We start from the raw sequence: 19,434 nt of genomic DNA on the forward strand, positions 1-19,434 counted from the left end.
AGATTGTAATACGTACACCACGGTGTACCGAAACTTTTCAGTGTACTGCCTAAAGCAGATAAGCTTACTGAAAAGTGTGTTATGAATAATTTATAAAGGGCGTTTACTTGATGTTCAGGAATACATGCCAATCATTTGCTGCACGTTAGCCACGCCATGTTTGCGTGACACGTACTGCTGTGCATTCCTGACCATGGTATCGTATTTAACCGGATCCTGATGAATTGCAATCAATTCGTCGGCAACTGTATGGATATCCGAAAAATCAGTTACTACGCCGGTTTCACCGTTATTAATCAGCGTGTTTAGTCCCGGCGCGTTGTTTACAATACACAGTAAACCGGCCGCCATTGCTTCCAGGCAGGCATTGCCTACTCCTTCAAACAACGAAGGCATTACATAGTAGTTGCACCTGGCAAGGTAACGTGCCACATCATTGGTATGACTTATAAAAGTAACCTGTTCCCGCAAGCCGTTATCATAAGCCCAAAGCTTCTCCTGGCTTTCCAGTGCGCCGCAACCAATATGGATGTAATGGCAATCCTTACCCCTGGCTTTCAGTTCTTTTACCAGTTCCAGTACTTTTTGATGCTGTTTTTCAACCAGGCATTTACCTACACTGATAATATTGATCTGGCCGGCAGCTGCATTTCTATCCCAGCGCTGCCCGGCAGGTTTACCCTGGCGGCTAAACTTTTCAACATCAATCCAATTATGAATCAGTGTGGTATCTGTATAATAAATCTGCTTTTCGGTTTGCTTAACGCTTTCGCTGATCGCTATAAATTTAACGCGAAGCAACTTCAACGCCATCAGGTGATGCAACTGCCGGCGGCGTTTCAAGTAGCCGCTAAACAAGAAATTGTTATGTACAGTAGCGATTACTTTTTTGGTGCCGGCCCAACGGGTAATAAAGGCTTTGTATATAAAAGCACCTTCTGTATGGATATGAACAGCAGCAAATTTTTCGCTTTTAATAAAATTATATAACCGCACAAAAAAAGCAAGTTCTTTCCTGAACGGGATATGCACAATTTTCCAGCCGAGCTTTCTGAAATGGTCTGCATAAATACCCTCAGTGGGCCCGGTTGCCAGTATGGTGGTTTCCACTCCTGCAGTTCTGAAACGGTCTGATGCGGTATGTAGCATCAATTCGGCACCAGAAAATTGCAACTCGGCGAGTATATGTAAAACTTTCATGCGCTTAACACTTCTTTGTAGGCCGATAGATACTGATCTATAACTACACTTGTAGAGAAGTTTTGTACGGCCACTTCTCTTGCTTCATGAGCAAGCTGCTCATTACATTCCGGCAATGCCAGGCGTATCAGCTCGGCTGCAATTTTATCTTTATCGGTGATATCAACCAGCTTGCCACCGCCTTTTTCCAGCATCCAGGGAATCCCTCCGGCAGCTTCACCCGCTACAACAGGAATCCCCATCGCCATGGCCTCAATCAGCACCATCGGGCATGACTCCTCCAAAGACGTATGCAGAAAGATATGCGCTTTGGACAAGGCCGTCATCAGTTCCGAAAAAGGCACCTCGCCGTGGAAATGTATGTTCTGTTCATTTACGTTATTTTCTTTGCACCACTGGTAAGCATCTTGGCCTATAGCATGCTCGGTGCCATACAGGTTCAGCTGTGCTGTTGGATATTGCTTACTGAATTCTATAAACGCCTCGATCCCCTTAGCTACATTCTTTCTTTTATGAAAGCCATTGTTGATCATGGTAACATTAATTTCGCCACTCACTTTCTTAGCCGGATCATAAAGAGAGAATACACTCGAAGGTTCAAAGTTTGGTATTACCTGCGCCTTGAGTTTGGTAAAACGCCGTAATCCTTTTGCGGTATAAGGAGAAACAGCTGTTAAATGCGTTGCCTTTCTTAAACAAATGGCGGCCATTGCCAACCGTATTAACCGGTACAAATCGGTTTGCGATTTCAGTACCTCAATAGGCGAATCATGACAGGTTAATAATGTGGGTATACCAGAGTCGAGCGCGGCCCACCCCCATTCGTATTGCCAGTGTGCATGAACAATATCCGGCTTGGATTTAATAATGGCGTTTTTTAGAAACCTTCTTTCCTGCTGAAAAAGATCTTTACAACAATGGCGGGCTCGTTTACGTGAGCAACCTACATATACATGCAGCTTATCGCCATGCCATTCTCGTGATTCTCCGGGTTCAAGTTCGGGCGTAATGGAATAAACATGCACTTCATAACCTTTTTCCAGTAATGCCGTAATTTGATGATTAACCGGTGTACCTCCCATTCCCTTAATATCAATTACGCTGTCAGACGATAAATGCTTAGCTAAAAGGGGTAAAAAGATAGGGCCACAGATTCCAATTTTCATATTATAATATCGTAGTAGGTAAGTTAAAATGTAATGAGGGGCGCCTGGTTAAACCTGGTAAGTGAAAAATTTGTCGACTGCCACGGTATCTTCTTTGGTTTGCAGAAAGAATATAGGGCGGCTACCCAAAAATGCGGCCCATCCCGAAAAGGTACTTGGCGGACCAATGATATAATCACAATGCGCCAATACGCATAGATCTTCTATATCAGATCCTTTGGCATGTACTATATTCAAACCGGCCGTATTCTCGAACACGATGTTTTCATTTGAGCATACAACAAATACGCAATCTGGCATCTGCGCCGCTATTTGCTGCATTTTGGCGTAATAGGTATTGGCATCGTAAAAAAACTTGCCGCCATGCCATGTTGCATAGTCGCCGTGCCTTACATGTACACCTACTATGGCAGCTGGTGCAAAATCCTGGTTAATTTTCTGGATAAAGCTTTGTGGCCTGTTGGTGTGCTGCTTATCAAAAGACAACCATGTTTTGATATCCTTCTGCTGCTCTTCAACACCGGCATAGAACCGGAACATCCAGTCGGTTATAATAATGGTTGAAGGAAAAACTTTGCCGGCTGCCTGCTCATCTACAACAAATCGCGTATTAACCATCAGTATGTCCAAAAACTGAAAGTTTTTATGAGCGCATACATATTTGATAAGCTTTATCAAAAAGCTCGACAGTAGCTTATTTGATAATATTTTGCTAAAAAACACATTGGCTTTCCCAATCTGCTCTTCATCCAAGCAACGTTTTAGCCTTGGCGAATAAGGATATATAATCTGATAATTGTATTTACTGGCAAATGCCATTAAATGGGCCAGTATAGCCATCTGGTTACCTAACTGACCAAAGTTGGGCAGATAGTAAATTGTTTTGATCATGATAAGCCGGTTAGTAGAAAGCAGTTATACATTAGTTGATAATAACTTTCAAATCAGGAGAAGTTACTTTGCGGATCAGCCCTCTATACATTACCAGCAAGAGCAGAATGACCACGGTATAATTGGATTCACGCAGAAAAATGATTTTGTATTGATTTACCAGAAAAAATATAAACAATGTATTGAAACCCAATAGCAAGTCGGCGTCGAAAGGTGAAATATTAGCGGTTCGGCGAGCCCTGATACCATGATAAATGGACATTAAAAAAATCAGTACAAAAGCTACGGCTCCCGGTATGCCCCAAAACACCGTTATACTTAGGTATAAATTGTGGTAGTCACCAATTTCGGGCTTGGGGGTATCAAAGTGAACTGTATTATAATCATCAGGATTGGTGAAGTACCCGGCCCCGATTAATCCCTTAGAACGCTGTATCTTCTCAAAAGCATATGCAAACAAACCTCCCCTGTTAATCTCGTTTCCGGAGGTAACGTCTGAAAGATTCTTGATCTTCATTTCCTGACTACGCTCAATAAAAGAAGAGATATCAAATATTTTAACCCTGCTGTTAATAGCAATACCTACAAAAAGAATTAATACAAAGGGTAACACCGCTTTCAATTTCACGCGTTTGTACTGACTCATCAAAATAAAAAGCATGACGAAAGGCAACATAAACAGCGACGATCTTGTCACCGTCAGTATCATGGCCATGAATGACATGATGACAATGCCAACCGTCATATAATAGAACTTTTTACTGATGTTTCTAAACGATCCGGACAGGATTCCCGGCAGCAAAAGTGCAATAACGGATAAGGAGTATTCGGCATAGGCTTCAAAATTTATAAAGGTACCCATGCAGCGAAAAATATCTAACTCGTATTCTACACCACTTTCTACCGGGAGGAATGGCGTTTGTAAGCCTATAAACCCGTACTTCTGATTCAGTGAAACAATAAGTTCGAAAGCGGTAAAAAAGAAAAGAACATGGATAAACCTGATGAAATCTGATTTCTGTATAGAAACTTTTGAAAACTGGTATATCAATGCACTAATACCTAAAAAGCCCATTAGTCCGCCAAACTTTGCTACTAACCCGGCATGCATATTAGCCGTTACACTTAACAGCTGAAAAGCCAACAAGACAAAAAACAGCCCCCCGAACATGCGGGGAAACGATGACGATGTTTTAAATACAGGACCCGAGAGTCCATAAATGCACAAGGCAATAAGTGCCGCAATATTAAACACCCCACCCTTATCATTACCAAATACATAATGATTGGCAAAAAACAACTGAATCAGTAATGAGAAGTGATCTCTTTTAACCAACGTGTTTAAGAACGCCAGTATAATCAGTGCAAAGGCGGCCAGGTTTACAACCGGCGAATAAGCCGTTAGGCAAAACGTACCTAAAAGGCAAACGCCGAAGGTTTTAATTAAAATCAGTATCAGCGATTCCTGCTTGCTGCTTGGTACCGAGTCGTCAAAAAACCAGGGCGGAAGATTGATTACCATATTATATGTTAATTTCAGAAGACTTTGTTAAATGATATAACCGCTTCAGGTGCCATCTTAACCGGTGTATGCGGTTGCTCGCTTTTAAAAAGTAGTTGGTGATATGATAGGAATCAAATGCCTCATTAGCCTTTATATCCGGGTTACTAATTAGCTCAGCAGGAATGTTCCACGCAATTGTTTTTCGGTTATAAATATCCTTCTGCTCGCTATGCGCATTGGCATGCGCGCCGGTAATACCAATGTTTGATATTAAATTTCCCTGAGGTACAACCGACAAGCCCTGGTTTTTGAACAGGGCATATTGCCACTGGTAATCCCAGGTATCTTTAGCGTAAGTGTCTTTTTTAAAGATGCGATCAAAGCAATCAATCCAAAAGTGGGTTTGAATTCTGCTCTTCAACTGCCGGTATAACATCTGACGATCGTAAGCGGCATGCCATCCGCTCATTTCAAAATCGTATAAATCCCAGGCACGTTTCCAGGTGGCCCATCCCCATACATGCCCTACCCGACTAAAAAAATGACTGGCGCTGCCGGTATCAAATTCCTCGTTCCACCGGGTTCCGGCAATATGCATCACTCGTGGCTCCTGTGCATACTTGTGCAGCATGGCGGCACTGTACTCGAAAAAGGTGATATCAGGCAAGCAATCATCTTCCAATATAATACCGTATTCTTCCGACGCAAACATCCAGCTTATTGCAGAACTGACCGCCCTGCCACAACCCATATTTGCATCACAAAACCAGGTTTGGATATCACAATCCCAGTTGATATTATCAGAGTTGAACAGCTCGCGGCACTGGTTTACAGCTATATGTTCATTAGGCTTATGGGCACGTGCACCATCCGAAAAAACATATAGTTTACGTGGCTGCAGCTCTTTTATCCGCTCAAGCACCTTTACTGTATAATCGGGCCTGTTGAAGGTTACCAATAAAACAGGAATATCATATGTATTATCTTGCATGGTAAAGTGCTTATGCCTGAGCCAAACGATGGTTCTTGAACTTTCTGGATATGAAAAGAATCAGCAGCGTGATTAGTACCAGATGTGTAGCTACAGTAGCTGCGGCCACCCCTGTTTGCTGATAATAACGTGCGCCAAGTATATAAGTAATAATGCTTAATGATGCCCCTACTATATTGATGGCTAAATTAATTTTGGTGTCTTGCCATGCCAGTATCATCGCATCCAGTAAGGAGTATATGATAATTAAGGCATAAGTAACCGCAAATATATTAGAGTACTTAATAGCTTCGGTAAACCGGCCGGCCGTTAAATAGTGAATTAAATAAGGTGAGCCTACCGTAAAAACAAGAGTAGCAGCAACCACAATAACCAAAATTGACAAAGCAGTTTTTTTAAGTCCTTTTAAGTTGTAAGTAGACGCATATTTATATATATCAGGCTCAAATGCCTGAAACAGTGATTGCAATGCGATAAAGAGGTAATTGGCAATACCTTTACCGATATTATATAAGCCCATTTGTGCGGGCTGGTTCAGCTTTTCGACCACGATATTATCAAAGCTCATCAACGGCCAGAATAAAAACGAAGCAGGTATTAAGGGCAGTATTTTGCGTATAGCCGGTTTTAAGGTAGCCTTATCCAGCCTGATTTGCTGCTTGCTTAGTATGCTATATAACGAGATCGCAAAAAAAGCGATCTCAACAACGAACACGCCTAACATCCGCCCTTGCAAACCCATATGGGCACCAATCACAAAGTACAGTGACATTAAAATGCCTAATACCCGGTAGCCTGCTACGATAAACAGGTACCGAACGGGTTGGTTGCCTAACCTGTAGTTTACCTGCACAAAACCTTTAAAGATACCTAAAACGCTGGTAAGCAGGGCCAGCAGCGCAAAGGGAAAAAACGGTATTTGCGAATGTGAGTACTTTAAGTACAAGTAAATACTCAGGTACGCTATCGGAAAAAACACCAGGTTCCAAACCAGGGTAAAGATGCTTAGCGTTGTTTGTATGGTTCTCCTTTTCTCCTCAGTTTCTTTAAAGAACACCGACATATAATACGTTTGGAGAGAAAGACTGGAAAACACCAGCAAAAAGGAAGCAAGCGTTGAATAGTAACCGTAATATCCGTAATCTTCGGCCGAGAGGTACCTGGCAAATATGGGGGATGTGATAAAAGAAATCCCGAAGTTGATAACCGGCACCAACAGGTAAATGCCGCCAGACTTTAGTTTACCAAGTACATTCTTTTTAAGGATAAAATTTTTAAGAAAAATAAACCTGGATGGAATAGCAACTTGCGACGTAGTACTATCCGGCATGTTGTAAAATAATTTTTAGCGGAATATTTTTGATCTTTGCCGCCCGGTCAGAAAAGCTACTGTCCTGAGAGCCCCAAATTTCATTACACATGCTCAGGCAGCACAAGTCTGTCAGTGCATCTGTGATTCCTTCCTTTGAATCACGGTTTCTGGTTGAAACGCCAACAATGATATGATCCGGAAATAAGCCTTTTAAGCTTTCACTTACCTCCTGCGAATCTGTTGACAGGTAGAATTTTGTTTGCGGACTGACACTGATCGTCCATTTAATTTCTTCAATAAATGCATCCAACGGCGATTTTTCAATAGCATGATAATTGTCCGTACGCCTAACGTGCACCCCTATAACCGGCCCTGAGTTTTTCAATATACTCATGCTTTTAAATTGAATGGGCCTTAATATCTCAAGCTGGAAGTTCTTTTGATTCGGGTAAAACTCCAGGCAGGTATCAATTCGGATCCCGCGGTTTTGAAGGCCAAGCGCATTAAAGTAGTTTCGCATAGCCGGTAACTGAAAATTGTATTCAAGAAGCTTTTCTTCTATGGTGCTGTCTGTGATAGCTTTGTCAGCTAAAAAGCCGGAGAATGTTCTTGCAGCCATATCCAGCAAACGCCTGTTAATCTTATCGGTAAAACCGCTGCCATGCATGTCCATCTCAATAACCTGCATATTGGCCACAGGCTCGAAGCACTCACTGAACCTGGCATTCAAATTACCGTTCCTTTCCCAAAACACAACCAGCTTTGATGATGCCGCAGCTGCAAAATTATAGGCCGATTCAAGTACACGCATCCGGTTGGCAATGCCGCCAAGGGGTCTGACTAATAGTAACTTCATGCTGATGATATTTTAAGTATCTTATTAAAATCGCTTAAGAATAGATTTGATAGCTACAGCGGCTGTATACTCCTGAACCTCCTGGGTATAGCCATATCGCGCATAATTGTGGTTTTCTGCATAGCTATACTTGTCTTTCCGTACGCCGTTAAATACAATGTTCATTTTCGGTATCTGGTGCTGCTTAAACAGCTTTTCCGTCATCTCCAGTTCCCATGCTTTGGTTAAACCCTGCCTTATTACATACAACGTTACATCGCTTACACGTGATAAGACCATAGCATCGGTCACAATATTTATTGGCGGCGTATCAAGTAATATATCATCAAAAATGCCGCGTAAATCATCCAGTAACATATCCACCTGTTGCTGTTCCAGCAGTTCAGACGGATTGAAGGTGGCTGTACCTGCTGTGATGACAAACAGGTTGTCGTTATAATTCGATGGCTGAATAATCTCATTGATGGTAGCTGTACCTTCTATATAATCACTCAAACCTTTGTGGTAAGGGTTTAGCTTAAAGTTTTCGTGAATTTTAGGTTTGCGCAGGTCCAGCTCCAGAATAATTGTTTTTCTGCCCGACACCGCCAGTGTAACACCTAAATTACTGGTCACAAAACTTTTACCTTCATTAGCAATGCTGGATGTAAGCAATGTTACCCGCCCTCTTTGCCGGGTGGCATGTATAAAGTGCAGGTTTGTACGCAAAACCCTGAACTGTTCACTGATCTCAAAGTTACTTTGGTTGTGCTTACCGATAACCAATGGATGCTTGCCCTCATGGTATACCAATTCGCCTAATATTGGCACCGTGGTTTTACTGCTGATATCGGTACGGGTATTTACCCTGTCGTTCAGGCTATCGCGGCAATAAATAATACCCAGTGGTACAAATATGCCGAGCATGAATGCGATGATATAAATGATCTTTTTGCTTGATGATTTAACATAAGTATAATCAATTAAGCGGCTGTCATTAATGGTTGAAGCATAACTTAATGCAGCCTCTTCGCGCTTTTGCAAAAGGTATACATATAAGTTTTCTTTGTTGGTTTGCTGCCTTTTGATATTGATAAACTGGCGCTCCTGACCGGGAATATTTTTGATGGATGATTCAAACCTATTACTATTTGCCAGTAACTGCCTTTTGCTGGCTGATAGTGATGATTTAATACCACTGATGTTATTAAGAATGGATGCTTTTGTGGAAGCTATCTGCCGGTTAACCGGTTCAAAAATGGGATTCTTTTCGGGCGTTGTGGCCAACAGTTTGTCACGCTGCGCTTGTAAATCCATTAATTGCCTCACCAGGGCGCTAAGCCCCGGATCGGATATGCCGATGGTGGCCGGCGCACTATTTACACTTAGCGAAGACCGTACATAACGCTCAATACCATTAATAACATCAAGCTGTACATTGATTTCGCTTAACTGGGTATCGTTAGATTTAACATTCTCCAGGTAGAGCTTTGCTTCGGACGACACATCCGTCAGGCCTTTCTGGCTTCTGAAGCCTTCAAAGCTTTTTTCTACCGATGAAAGTTCGCCTGATACGTCTTTCAGCCTGCTGTTAATGAAGAGCAAGGCATTTTCGGCGGAGCGCTTTTTTTCTTTTACCGATTGATCATTGTAAGCCGCCACGGTATGCAGCAGTATATCTCTTCCCCGTTGCAGTACATTGTCTTGCAGTGATAATTCAATTACAGAAGCCAGCTTGTTTAGCCTGCTCGACTTGATCTTGTTCACATAACTATTTACCACTTGTTCGGTATCGCGGGTAGCTATATGGATCTCTTTGCCAATGTATTTATTGAAATTGGCTGTCTTTTCTAAACGCCATGATCCAAAACTGTTTTTAATGCCGTCACTGAATTTGAACGTCTTATCATTTTCATCTTTATTTACTAAAGTGAACTCATTGGCATTATTGATGCGAATAGTAAAGGAAGTATTGAAGTGATCGCTGGTCTGATTCAGGAGCCGCAACTGCACAGGCGTGTTATCATAAATATCAACATCTCTGAATTTGCCGGGCTTACTGTAGGTCGAATACAAGTTCAAATCATTGATGACACGGGCCAGCAATGTTCTTGACTGCAAAATTTCGCTTTCGTTGTCAATAACTTTAGATGATTCAAAGACATCCATCTTTTGCATCATCTTATCAACAGAGCTTTCTTTTTTATCGTCTGATATAAGCAACTTGGCCGTGATGGTATAAGTTGGATCAATATATTGCGTGTAGATAAACGCACCAATAAGCGCCAAAGCTACCCCAAGCACAAACAATGGCCAGTGGTAAAGATACTTCACGAGGATAACTTTGAACATGTTGGTTTTATTGCCGTCCTGAGTATACTCAAACGGGGCAATGACAATTCTTTCGTTGTTCATATCAGGTATTAATTGCGTGTGAGTATGATGGCCGCTATAGAAAGTGCAGACAGAATTAAGCTTATCGTTCTATAATTATTGTCAACGCTTGCAAACTTGTTTTTACCGGGCTGTACATATATCACATCATTACTTTTAAGGTAATAGTAAGGAGATGAGAACAGGTCTTTCGATGTAAGATCAATAGGTATAAAATCCCGCTTTCCATTTACCTCGCGGATAAGCAAAACCTTGCGTAGCGCTGTAATATTCAGATCACCTGCAAGACTTATAGCTTCGTTCAGGGTTACACGTTCATTAGCAACCGGGAAAACGCCGGGATGCTCCACATCGCCCAAAACCGAAACTTTGAAATTGATTAGGCGTACATTCACCAAACAGTTTTTCAAATAGGGCGACAACTCCTTTTGCAATTTAACTTCCAAATCAGAAACGGTACTTCCTGCTACTTGTACCTTCCCTAATAATGGCAATACTAACTCGCCTTGTGTATTTACCAGGTATCCTATAACCGGATTATTGGAGCTGATATTGGCCGTACCATTAATTGAACCCAGGTTGTAATTAAAAACAGCGCTGGCCTCGGGATTGGAACTGGTAACGTTAATGCCTAAAATATCTGATGGTTGTATAGTTATAGGTGTGTAGTTGGTAATGTCCTGAGCGGTATTCCTAGTCTTATCTAAATTTTGGAAGTAAGGTATCTTCTTGTACGAGTTACAAGATGAGTACACAATCAGCACGAAAAAGAGCACAAGAAAAGACAGGCCTTTGCCCTGGAAGGTTAATTTGATCACAATGAATTTTTTAGGTAACTTATAAAGACTTTATTTTGAATTTGCAGATAGCAATATGTAGTTGGGTAGTTTTTAAGTAGCGGCAATAGCTTCGCCACTCCAGTTACACTGGCTTTATTTTTTAGAGGTAAAATAATTAGCCTTTATTGTGTTGCTGATTAGTTGCCTACACAGACTTATTACTTCGCTACAAACTTACAGCGCACTAATAATAAATAAAACCTGATTGAGCGGATGTGCTGTTAATGTATAAACATTATTATACTGAGAAGCTTTCCGGGAAAGACAGCACCCTAACTGCGCAAGAAAGTGCGCAATAAAAGACCTGATGAGCACTGATATTTTCGGATTTTCTTAACTATGAAAAGAAAAAAAATTAGTTTTTCTTCTTTTTTCAACGATTCTCCCATTTCTATTCAATGTTAATAACAGGAGTGCCGATATATTGCAAACTTCATCATTTATCAAACAGCACAAATTTCCTATTACGATAACCGAGTTAAATTTGGCCGTAAAAACTTATAACAAAAAAACATATTGCCTTGATTATCATTCCTATACTGTTAATTTTATTTTAAGTAAACCAATATTCACACATATAATGAAGATAAAATAATACACCTGAGGAAAAAGTAAGTTGAATTTCAGTTAACCTTTTTCTCACATTCATAAAAGTTAGCACATAATAGTATACAAGTGTTCAGTTAACGTATACTATATTTCTCATATAGGCTATCTTAGTATAAGTTGTAAGAAAAGTGATTATTAAATAATACTTGCTTTATATAGGCATTCATCTATCATAAACCTAATATTTTATCCTAACGGTTCAAGTTTTATATTATCTGCTACTTAGTTGGGTTTTTTTGGTTGCATAAGCATATAGATATAACATGAGAATTATAAAATCCAATGATAAACCCTCGAACGCGAAGCGTTGGATGGTTGTTTACACCCGATCGAAATGGGAAAAGAAAGCTGACAAGTTATTAAAGAACCAGGGCGTTACCAGTTTTTGCCCTTTAATTAAAAGAAAAAGCGCATGGAGCGATAGAATAAAAACTGTTGAAGTTCCTCTTTTTAACTCCTATTTATTTGTTCATATATCCCCTCTTGAACAAGACCGCATACAGCAAACCCCGGGCATCGTTAGTTTTGTAAGACACTGCAATAAGCCGGTGGTATTGGAAGACGGAGAAATCAACAGAATCAATACCATACTCCAGTCGAGCGAAGAATTAGAAACAGTGAGTGTTGACAGGTATGATATTGGTGATACCGTAAAAATAAACGAAGGCCCACTGGTTGACTATGAAGGTAGAGTATTAAAAATACAGGGAAAGTCCGTGCTTTTAGTTCTTGAAAAACTGGGTTGTGCAGTAGTTGTTAAAGTAGATCGTGAAAACCTTAATTAATTAGGGTATTTATAATCTGTACACACAAATATTTCGTATTACTTAAATTAAGAACTTCACATTATTCCTTGTATACGTTTATGAATAAGCATTACGGTCAAATAGTGGAAAAAGTTATAAGGCGGGACGGCTACAGTATAAGTGAGCTGGCACGCCTGATGAACGTAAACCGAAGATCGATATATAATTGGTTCAATAAAAAAAGACTTAAAACTGAGGTTATATATCGCATTGGCGGCGTATTAAGTTACGACTTTTCAAAAGAGTTCCCGGAATTGTTCAGGACCAACGAATTTGAATACCTGGCAAATAATCCGGAAACATCATCAGATAATGATGAACAACAGGCCGAACAAGCACCCACAGATCATTGGAAAGATAAATACATCACTTTGTTAGAGAAGTACAATGAACTGCTTAGCCAAAACATGGAAGCTCAAAATAAAAAATAGCTATTGCTAATTAACTGTTAAGTTCTGCAAAAGCTTTTACCGCTAAATCCCCATTTAATAGCGGTTTTTTACTCCCTCTTCAGTCAAGGCTTCCATTCTCGATATTATTACTTTCTGCATTATCCTATCTCAGCGTAGATAAGAAGTGGTTGCAGCATTTGTATATGCCGTAGTAATTTACTCCTTTCTAAAAAATGCTGCTAAATAAATCAACACATCAGGAAACCTAATTACAACAATTACGTACAACAACGCTATACAAGGTTAGTTAAATAAGGATTTAATAGGCCTAAAAAGATTGTATGTATGCACAAGCAGACCGATTACTATAGCACCAATTAATTAATCATGATTTAAAATCGTTTTTTAGGTATAGTTACACAATTATGCTATAATTGCCAGCGACGGGCCTTTCATTTCGCAGGTTATTTATAGGAATAGCCATAATTAGCTGTTGCTTGCCACTTAACCCTTATTCACAAAGCGTTAAACACACACAAACATAAATATAAGCTACCACTGGTAGCAGTTCTTTTCACTTCATTATGTACCATTTGATTTATATAAGCAAAGCTAACGGGCAATTAACCAGTTCGGATATTGCTAATACCCCTATGTATGTAAAGTCCTGGGATGAAAAGGATCAAATAACCGGTGTATTGGTTTATATTCAGGGAGAAGCTGGGACTTACATAGAGGGCCGATTTATGCAATTGATTGAGGGGCCGAAAGATGAAGTTGAGCGCCTTTATAAAATAATTGAACGTGATGCACTACATCAGCAGCCAACTATCCTTAAACAAGGTGATTGTAGTGAGCGGTATTATAATAATTGGGAATTCAGATCTGAACATATCGATCTGTCAGCACACCCCGACCTTCGGATGTTCTTCGAAATGGATGAGAACATACTAAAGAGCCCCGGCTTTGGAAATTCAGATGCGGCAGTAAAGTTCTTAAAGGCTTTTCAACATGCTTAATTTTTATTATTACAAATTAACCTGACCAACATACCCGGCTTCTTTACTTCAAGAGTACTCCTATAAACTTTCTCATTTATACTAACTTTCAGTTAGATGAATATGGTGTGTACCATATTGAGGCATTAACTGTGTAGCGCAGTGAAATATTTAGTCCCGAAATTAGACTAACACTATTAAGCGCTTATACACATGAAAATGTTTTTTAACGTGGTCATCACGTTATCCTTATTACTTAAAGAATTTTTAACCAACGACAAGCTGAATGGCCCTACTAATTACGGTAAGGCTTAATTGAATGATATTAATCCAATTGGCTTGAATGAATTAATCAAGTTGATAATTCTGCACAGCTCAAAAAGCTGGTTTCATTAATTGTTTCTTGTTGAAAATTTCAAGTATGGATGTAAAGTTTTACCATCGCTTTTTTAAGCCCGCCGATCTTGACAGTTTGCCACATCATTTCTTTTATGCAGCAACTGATCTGGAAAAACATGGCATCAATGTATCTATCTGCAACGACTCCTCTGCAGCAAACCGAATATGGAGAGGCATTAAACTTGCCATCAAACTTACACTCGGAAGCAAGCCCTACCAAGCTTTATATGCATCGACCGCAAATGGGCTGGAAGTATTAGTATTACTTAGATGCCTCGGGTTATTCACCAAGCCTATTGTAGTATGGCAACATAGAGCTCTCAAAGCTTCTGGTAATGCCGTTGTTAAAAGGCTACTAAAATTATATTACAGCGGGTTTGATAAGATGTTTATGTTCAGCGAAATGCACATACAAGAGTCGGTAGCACCAGGTGTAATAGCAGCAGATAAGCTTCAATTCATGAAATGGGGACCGGATCTCGCCTACTATGATCGCATCATCAATAAGGAAAAGCAAAACTTACCTGGTAAACCCGAAAAATATTATTGCTCTACAGGAAGGGAAAACCGTGACTTCCCTACGCTAATCAAAGCTTTTGAACAATCGCCCGGGCATCAGCTCAAACTTTTCACAACCAGGCAGCATGGGCATATGAACAATGAAAAGATATTATCTGAAGCCAACAAAGGTGCTCCAAATATTGAGGTAAATATCGTTGAGGGAGATGCTTCCGTAAACGCCTATCTTTCCAAAGTTGTTTATCACAGTTACTGTATGGCCATCTGTGCGCATGAACATAACTATACTGTCGGTTTAACATCCCTATATGAGGCGATGGCCTTGGGTAAAGCCATTATAACCTCAAACAATCCTTATTTTCCTATTGATGTGGAAAAGGAGGGCATAGGCCTAAAAGTTGCATATGGTGATAGTGCGGCGTTCAGCAATGCCGTCAAATATTTGTCCGAGCATGAAGATGTAGCCACAAGTATGGGAAAAAAAGCCAGAAAGCTTGTTGAGCAGCACTATAACCTGGAACTATTAGCCCATGATGTTGCGCAAACATTAAATTCGCTTTCTAAACGTGGCTATTATCAAAATGACGCTGTTATTTCCGGTTGAAGTAAATGAGTAACAGGCATAATTAAGAGAATTTCGTCGAGGCTTTTTATTTATAGCTATCTTGCACCACGACTTAATTCTATAAGCCTGAATCATGAAATATCTATTCCTGTTTGCCTGCCTGCTATTTGGAACAAGTGGTTTTGCCCAAAATAGTGCTACCATCACCTATGATGTTAAATATCATGGTAAAGAAGTGCCTGAAGGCCGGCTGAAGCTGTTTATTGATGGGCAGCATGCGCATCTGCAAAGAGTTGCTGATCCGAACGCAAAAGAACAATCTTATCTGGACTATGCAACAAACCGCACCATGCAAGTGCTAACCTTGCAAAATAATACTCATGTTACTCAACTAAAAGATTTTAAAGATTACGAGCAACCAGAACTGCTGCCAGATACCGCTACTATATTGGGCTATCCCTGTAAAAAAGCTAAAGTCATTATCCGCTCTAACACCATCGAAGTTTGGTACACTAATGCCCTGCCAATTAAAGGCGGACCAAGTATTGGTATAACACCGGGATTGGGTTTGATATTAAAAACAGTGAGAAATGGTGAGCAGGAAGTAATTGCTACCCAAATAAATAGGGGCAAAGTAAAACCTGCAACGCTCAATTGGCCTACTACTGCCGGTATGGGCACGGTGGTAGATGCTGCTACTTACAACCAGCAAGTAATAGAAAGCAGGTACAAAACAATAAGTATTTTTAACCAGGAACAAATCTCTTTTGGCTACGATAAGCCAAACCCCGCCAATGGGCAAACAAATGTTACTTATCACTATGCCGGAGGTACTGTAATTTTAAAGAAGGTTAAAATACCAGACTACATGGCAGGCACCCAACTATTTGCAGAGCTGGCACAATATTCAAATGGGGATGCTTATGACCGGACAGGCTCTGTATTTATGATTCCTGTTGACAAACAGCAATCATTTTTAGATGGGCTGCAGAAAGGCGTAAAGGCGCTACCGGTATATAAAGACAAATATCAGGGCGTTGTGGCTACGGATAATTATTTACCAACGATGGAGCTGTTGCGTTTCTTTACACCATTCGGTATCAACAAATACAATGCAGCTTCAAACATAAAGGGGTATAACTGGGCAGACTCGGCCGTATTCAGGCAAGATATTACGGATATGCAGCCCCGCTTGCAAGGTGAAGTGTGGATTGGCGTATTTATTGGCAATTACGATAAGGGCGGACACAAAGTAAGCCTTCGTTTAAAATACTACCCTGGCGACGGGGAAGGATCCCAAAAGCCAGCTCAGTTTCTGTTGCCCATATTTAACACCACAAATCTCATGGAAATGGCAGGTCAGGAGTACGGTACCATGTTCGACCATGACTCGCTAACTGTCAGTATCAATGTTCCACAAGGAGTAAAGAATTTACAGCTGCGCTATATTACTACCGGTCATGGCGGCTGGGGCGGTGGAGATGAGTTTAACCAAAAGCTGAATGAAATCTTTGTGGATGGCCGGCGGGTATACCATTTTATTCCGTGGAGAACGGATTGCGGCACTTACCGTCTGTTAAACCCCTCATCCGGAAACTTTGCCAACGGCCAGTCATCTTCTGACCTGAGCCGTTCCAACTGGTGCCCCGGCAGCATTACCCCTCCTGTGTATATTCCATTACCCGACTTGCAACCAGGTAAGCATACCTTTAAAGTAGCTATACCCTTGGGGAAAAGAGAAGGTACAGCTTTCAGCTCATGGAATGTATCCGGATGCCTGATAGGAACAAGCAATTGATACTTTTAACATTTGCATACAAATAGCTTTATTAAAAAAGGATGGCTTGAATGATCCAAGCCATCCTTTTTAATTATATCTTCAATACTGGTAGCAGAAAGCTCTAAAAGTAAGATTCACATTCTTCCAGATTCCGAATGCTAATTACCGCCTAAACTAACAAAGAAGTCTACCAAGATTTCAAGCAGGAAAATTATACAGCTGCTCGTAAAGGACTAACAGGGCGCATCGTCTCTTCTATCCGTTCTTTAAGTTTAGCTTTATAGTCATCACGCAACCATTCCAAATAATTCTTGGTTACCTTTCCCAGGCACTTACCATATTGTTTAACTCGCCATTCAATTTCCTTATCCAGCTCTGCAGATAGCGCAATGGCATCACTAATGCTGGCGCTGTTATCTACACACATCTGCACATGCTGATTAAGAGAACCCTCAATTACAGTTTTAGCTTTTTGATTATTTTCCAAGGCATCATGATAAGCCTTTTGTATATCAAAAGAGATTTCCAAGCTGTTGGGGAACTTACTACGCATATCTGATGGCATTTGGTGCGTGTCATGAGTAATTTGAGCATGGATACTTTCACAAAATGCCTCCGGGTTTTCAAACACATACTGCCAATCTACTGAGGCATTCCACGCACCAAACCGGTCAGTATTATTACCCAAATCAATTATAGTAAACTTTTTTTTACTCGGCAACCGACGTGAACCGCGACCAATCATTTGATGATACAAGGTTAATGAGGTTGTAGCCCGATAGAGGATAACAGTTTGCACAGACGGCTCATCAAATCCGGTCGTTAAGATGGATACTGAAGTTAGTATGGCATTTTTTGTTTTCTTCAGCCACTTTAAAATTTCTGCCCGTTCTTCGGCCGGTGTCTCATTATCTAAATGCCTTGCCGGGTAGCCTGCATCATTAAACATCTGGCACACAGCTTTGGATGCAAAGATTCCATTATTAAAAATTAGCGTCTTTTTGTTTTTAGAGTGCTCCTCATAGCTATGCAATAATAGCTCAAGCATGGCTGGTGATGCATAAAGTTCATCTGAGCTGCTCACCGTAAAATCGCCAAAGTTATTCTTCTGTAAAGTATTAAGCTCCACGTCATACCGCCATGTAGCCGGCTCAGCCAAATAGCCCCTTTCTATTAAGGACTCGATGCTCTCGCCAACTATCAGTTCATTATACGTATCTCGCATGGGCAAACTGATATCTGAACTGAATGGCGTAGCCGTTACACCAATAATCTTTGCATTTTCGAACTTATCAAGCAGCTTTTGAAACGAGTTATGATGTGCTTCGTCAATAATAACTAAGCCGATTTCACTGGTATCAATTACACCATCGTTGATGCGGTTGTTTAAGGTTTCAACCATGGCCACATAGCAACGGTATTGTTCTTTTTTACTCAGCCGCTTTACTGAACTATTTATTATTTTGTTTTTAATACCACAACCTTTTAACGTCGCAGAAGTCTGCACAGACAGTTCCTGACGGTGGGTAAGAATCATAACCTTGCTATGGTACTTATGAATAAAACGGTTAACAATCTCCGAAAAGATAACCGTTTTCCCTCCACCTGTAGGCAATTGGTATAACAATTTATATCCGTGCTCGGCTTGCTCAAGTATATTAAAAAGCTTATTGATGTCTGCTTCCTGATAATCATATAGTTCGGTTGCAGGTGTGTAGGTAGAGTAGTTGTCAGCGTTTTCCATTGGTTATCAATCTAAAATCAGCTTTAAATCAGCTATTGTAGTAGTGATAGTTTATCAATAATACAGCCAAACTCTTGCTTTGAACTAATAACTATATAGACACTATTCTAATTCAAGCGCCTACGCTAAAAATGACACTTAAGGACTACACCACACAAACAGAGTTGACCTGGAATCTGGAAAAGTATAATATCTTTTAGACTGTAGATGCTAAGTTTGGACACTTGCAGCAGATGATTAATTGGTTTTGCGATACTAAGCTGAATACAGGGAGCTGGCGTTTGTAGGATATAGACAGTTCTCATCAGTGGGATAGTATTTGGGAGATATGTCCCCTTCAAGCAAAAAGCCCCTGATGCATAATTGCAAGAGGGGCATGGATTTGTAGGGTTTGGCGCCGACCTACTCTCCCACGTGTTACCGCAGTACCATCGGCTCTGGCGGGCTTAACTTCTCTGTTCGGAATGGGAAGAGGTGGACACCGCCGATA

General features: G+C 40.6%; 15 protein-coding genes and 1 rRNA gene. 5 read left to right on the forward strand and 11 right to left on the reverse strand.

Translation table 11 applies throughout. The features are described 5' to 3' along the window. Positions 1-114: 114 nt before the first annotated feature. From KHS38_RS20620 to KHS38_RS20660, 9 genes are read right to left on the reverse strand one after another with little or no spacing between them, the layout of a single operon-like run. Positions 115-1,200, reverse strand: coding sequence for a glycosyltransferase family 4 protein (locus KHS38_RS20620; RefSeq protein WP_213490541.1), 1,086 nt, complete (start codon positions 1,198-1,200; stop codon positions 115-117). Further along, on the reverse strand, positions 1,197-2,366 hold the full coding sequence (locus tag KHS38_RS20625) for a glycosyltransferase family 4 protein (RefSeq protein WP_213490543.1): 1,170 nt from the start codon (positions 2,364-2,366) through the stop codon (positions 1,197-1,199). Before KHS38_RS20625 ends, KHS38_RS20620 begins: the two co-directional genes overlap by 4 nt. Before the next feature lie 48 nt (positions 2,367-2,414). Further along, on the reverse strand, positions 2,415-3,257 hold the full coding sequence (locus tag KHS38_RS20630) for an alpha-1,2-fucosyltransferase (RefSeq protein WP_213490546.1): 843 nt from the start codon (positions 3,255-3,257) through the stop codon (positions 2,415-2,417). Between the two features lie 31 nt (positions 3,258-3,288). Next, the gene (locus tag KHS38_RS20635) at positions 3,289-4,779 is read right to left on the reverse strand and encodes an O-antigen ligase family protein (protein ID WP_213490548.1); all 1,491 of its coding nucleotides are present in this window, start codon (positions 4,777-4,779) and stop codon (positions 3,289-3,291) included. Position 4,780: 1 nt separating this feature from the next. After that, positions 4,781-5,752, reverse strand: coding sequence for a nucleotide-diphospho-sugar transferase (locus KHS38_RS20640; RefSeq protein WP_213490550.1), 972 nt, complete (start codon positions 5,750-5,752; stop codon positions 4,781-4,783). Positions 5,753-5,762: 10 nt separating this feature from the next. Then, the gene (locus KHS38_RS20645) at positions 5,763-7,082 is read right to left on the reverse strand and encodes a lipopolysaccharide biosynthesis protein (protein ID WP_213490552.1); all 1,320 of its coding nucleotides are present in this window, start codon (positions 7,080-7,082) and stop codon (positions 5,763-5,765) included. Beyond that, a complete protein-coding gene (locus KHS38_RS20650; RefSeq protein ID WP_213490554.1) occupies positions 7,072-7,920 on the reverse strand; it encodes an O-fucosyltransferase family protein in 849 nt (282 codons plus the stop codon). The genes KHS38_RS20645 and KHS38_RS20650 overlap by 11 nt, the downstream gene beginning before the upstream one ends. Positions 7,921-7,944: 24 nt before the next feature. Continuing rightward, entirely contained in the window at positions 7,945-10,314 is a 2,370-nt protein-coding gene (locus KHS38_RS20655; protein WP_213490556.1) for a GumC family protein, read from the reverse strand. A gap of 8 nt (positions 10,315-10,322) precedes the next feature. Beyond that, the gene (locus KHS38_RS20660; RefSeq protein ID WP_349627946.1) at positions 10,323-11,111 is read right to left on the reverse strand and encodes a polysaccharide biosynthesis/export family protein; all 789 of its coding nucleotides are present in this window, start codon (positions 11,109-11,111) and stop codon (positions 10,323-10,325) included. A gap of 893 nt (positions 11,112-12,004) precedes the next feature. Between KHS38_RS20660 and KHS38_RS20665 the strand changes: the two genes are divergently transcribed. The 5 genes from KHS38_RS20665 (at position 12,005) to KHS38_RS20685 (ending at position 17,218) form a co-directional block, all read left to right on the forward strand. Then, positions 12,005-12,526 (forward strand): UpxY family transcription antiterminator, encoded by a 522-nt coding sequence (locus KHS38_RS20665; RefSeq protein ID WP_213490557.1) that lies wholly within the window; start codon positions 12,005-12,007, stop codon positions 12,524-12,526. Between the two features lie 80 nt (positions 12,527-12,606). After that, on the forward strand, positions 12,607-12,978 hold the full coding sequence (locus tag KHS38_RS20670) for a helix-turn-helix domain-containing protein (protein WP_213490558.1): 372 nt from the start codon (positions 12,607-12,609) through the stop codon (positions 12,976-12,978). Between the two features lie 545 nt (positions 12,979-13,523). Continuing rightward, positions 13,524-13,958, forward strand: coding sequence for a BLUF domain-containing protein (locus KHS38_RS20675; protein ID WP_213490559.1), 435 nt, complete (start codon positions 13,524-13,526; stop codon positions 13,956-13,958). Between the two features lie 400 nt (positions 13,959-14,358). Continuing rightward, positions 14,359-15,459 carry a glycosyltransferase gene (locus KHS38_RS20680; RefSeq protein ID WP_213490561.1) on the forward strand — a complete coding sequence of 367 codons (1,101 nt, stop codon included), beginning with the start codon at positions 14,359-14,361 and terminating at the stop codon, positions 15,457-15,459. A 94-nt stretch (positions 15,460-15,553) separates the two neighbouring features. Beyond that, complete coding sequence (locus KHS38_RS20685; RefSeq protein ID WP_213490563.1) at positions 15,554-17,218, forward strand: PNGase F N-terminal domain-containing protein; 1,665 nt, start codon at positions 15,554-15,556, stop codon at positions 17,216-17,218. Between the two features lie 193 nt (positions 17,219-17,411). On the opposite strand, the gene KHS38_RS20690 is transcribed toward KHS38_RS20685, so the two are convergent. Further along, positions 17,412-18,944, reverse strand: coding sequence for a DEAD/DEAH box helicase (locus KHS38_RS20690; RefSeq protein ID WP_213490565.1), 1,533 nt, complete (start codon positions 18,942-18,944; stop codon positions 17,412-17,414). A 389-nt stretch (positions 18,945-19,333) separates the two neighbouring features. Further along, a 5S ribosomal RNA gene (gene rrf / locus KHS38_RS20695) occupies positions 19,334-19,434 on the reverse strand; the annotation flags it as partial.

Source organism: Mucilaginibacter sp. Bleaf8, from assembly GCF_018390515.1.
GTDB lineage: Bacteria > Bacteroidota > Bacteroidia > Sphingobacteriales > Sphingobacteriaceae > Mucilaginibacter.

Bases quoted from the DNA above. Each gene is read 5' to 3' on its own strand.
- KHS38_RS20630 (WP_213490546.1), bottom strand. From the start codon at position 3,257: ATGATCAAAACAATTTACTATCTGCCCAACTTTGGTCAGTTAGGTAAC.
- KHS38_RS20690 (WP_213490565.1), bottom strand. From the start codon at position 18,944: ATGGAAAACGCTGACAACTACTCTACCTACACACCTGCAACCGAACTA.
- KHS38_RS20670 (WP_213490558.1), top strand. From the start codon at position 12,607: ATGAATAAGCATTACGGTCAAATAGTGGAAAAAGTTATAAGGCGGGAC.
- KHS38_RS20665 (WP_213490557.1), top strand. From the start codon at position 12,005: ATGAGAATTATAAAATCCAATGATAAACCCTCGAACGCGAAGCGTTGG.
- KHS38_RS20620 (WP_213490541.1), bottom strand. From the start codon at position 1,200: ATGAAAGTTTTACATATACTCGCCGAGTTGCAATTTTCTGGTGCCGAA.
- KHS38_RS20625 (WP_213490543.1), bottom strand. From the start codon at position 2,366: ATGAAAATTGGAATCTGTGGCCCTATCTTTTTACCCCTTTTAGCTAAG.
- KHS38_RS20635 (WP_213490548.1), bottom strand. From the start codon at position 4,779: ATGGTAATCAATCTTCCGCCCTGGTTTTTTGACGACTCGGTACCAAGC.
- KHS38_RS20645 (WP_213490552.1), bottom strand. From the start codon at position 7,082: ATGCCGGATAGTACTACGTCGCAAGTTGCTATTCCATCCAGGTTTATT.
- KHS38_RS20655 (WP_213490556.1), bottom strand. From the start codon at position 10,314: ATGAACAACGAAAGAATTGTCATTGCCCCGTTTGAGTATACTCAGGAC.
- KHS38_RS20685 (WP_213490563.1), top strand. From the start codon at position 15,554: ATGAAATATCTATTCCTGTTTGCCTGCCTGCTATTTGGAACAAGTGGT.
- KHS38_RS20675 (WP_213490559.1), top strand. From the start codon at position 13,524: ATGTACCATTTGATTTATATAAGCAAAGCTAACGGGCAATTAACCAGT.
- KHS38_RS20650 (WP_213490554.1), bottom strand. From the start codon at position 7,920: ATGAAGTTACTATTAGTCAGACCCCTTGGCGGCATTGCCAACCGGATG.
- KHS38_RS20680 (WP_213490561.1), top strand. From the start codon at position 14,359: ATGGATGTAAAGTTTTACCATCGCTTTTTTAAGCCCGCCGATCTTGAC.
- KHS38_RS20640 (WP_213490550.1), bottom strand. From the start codon at position 5,752: ATGCAAGATAATACATATGATATTCCTGTTTTATTGGTAACCTTCAAC.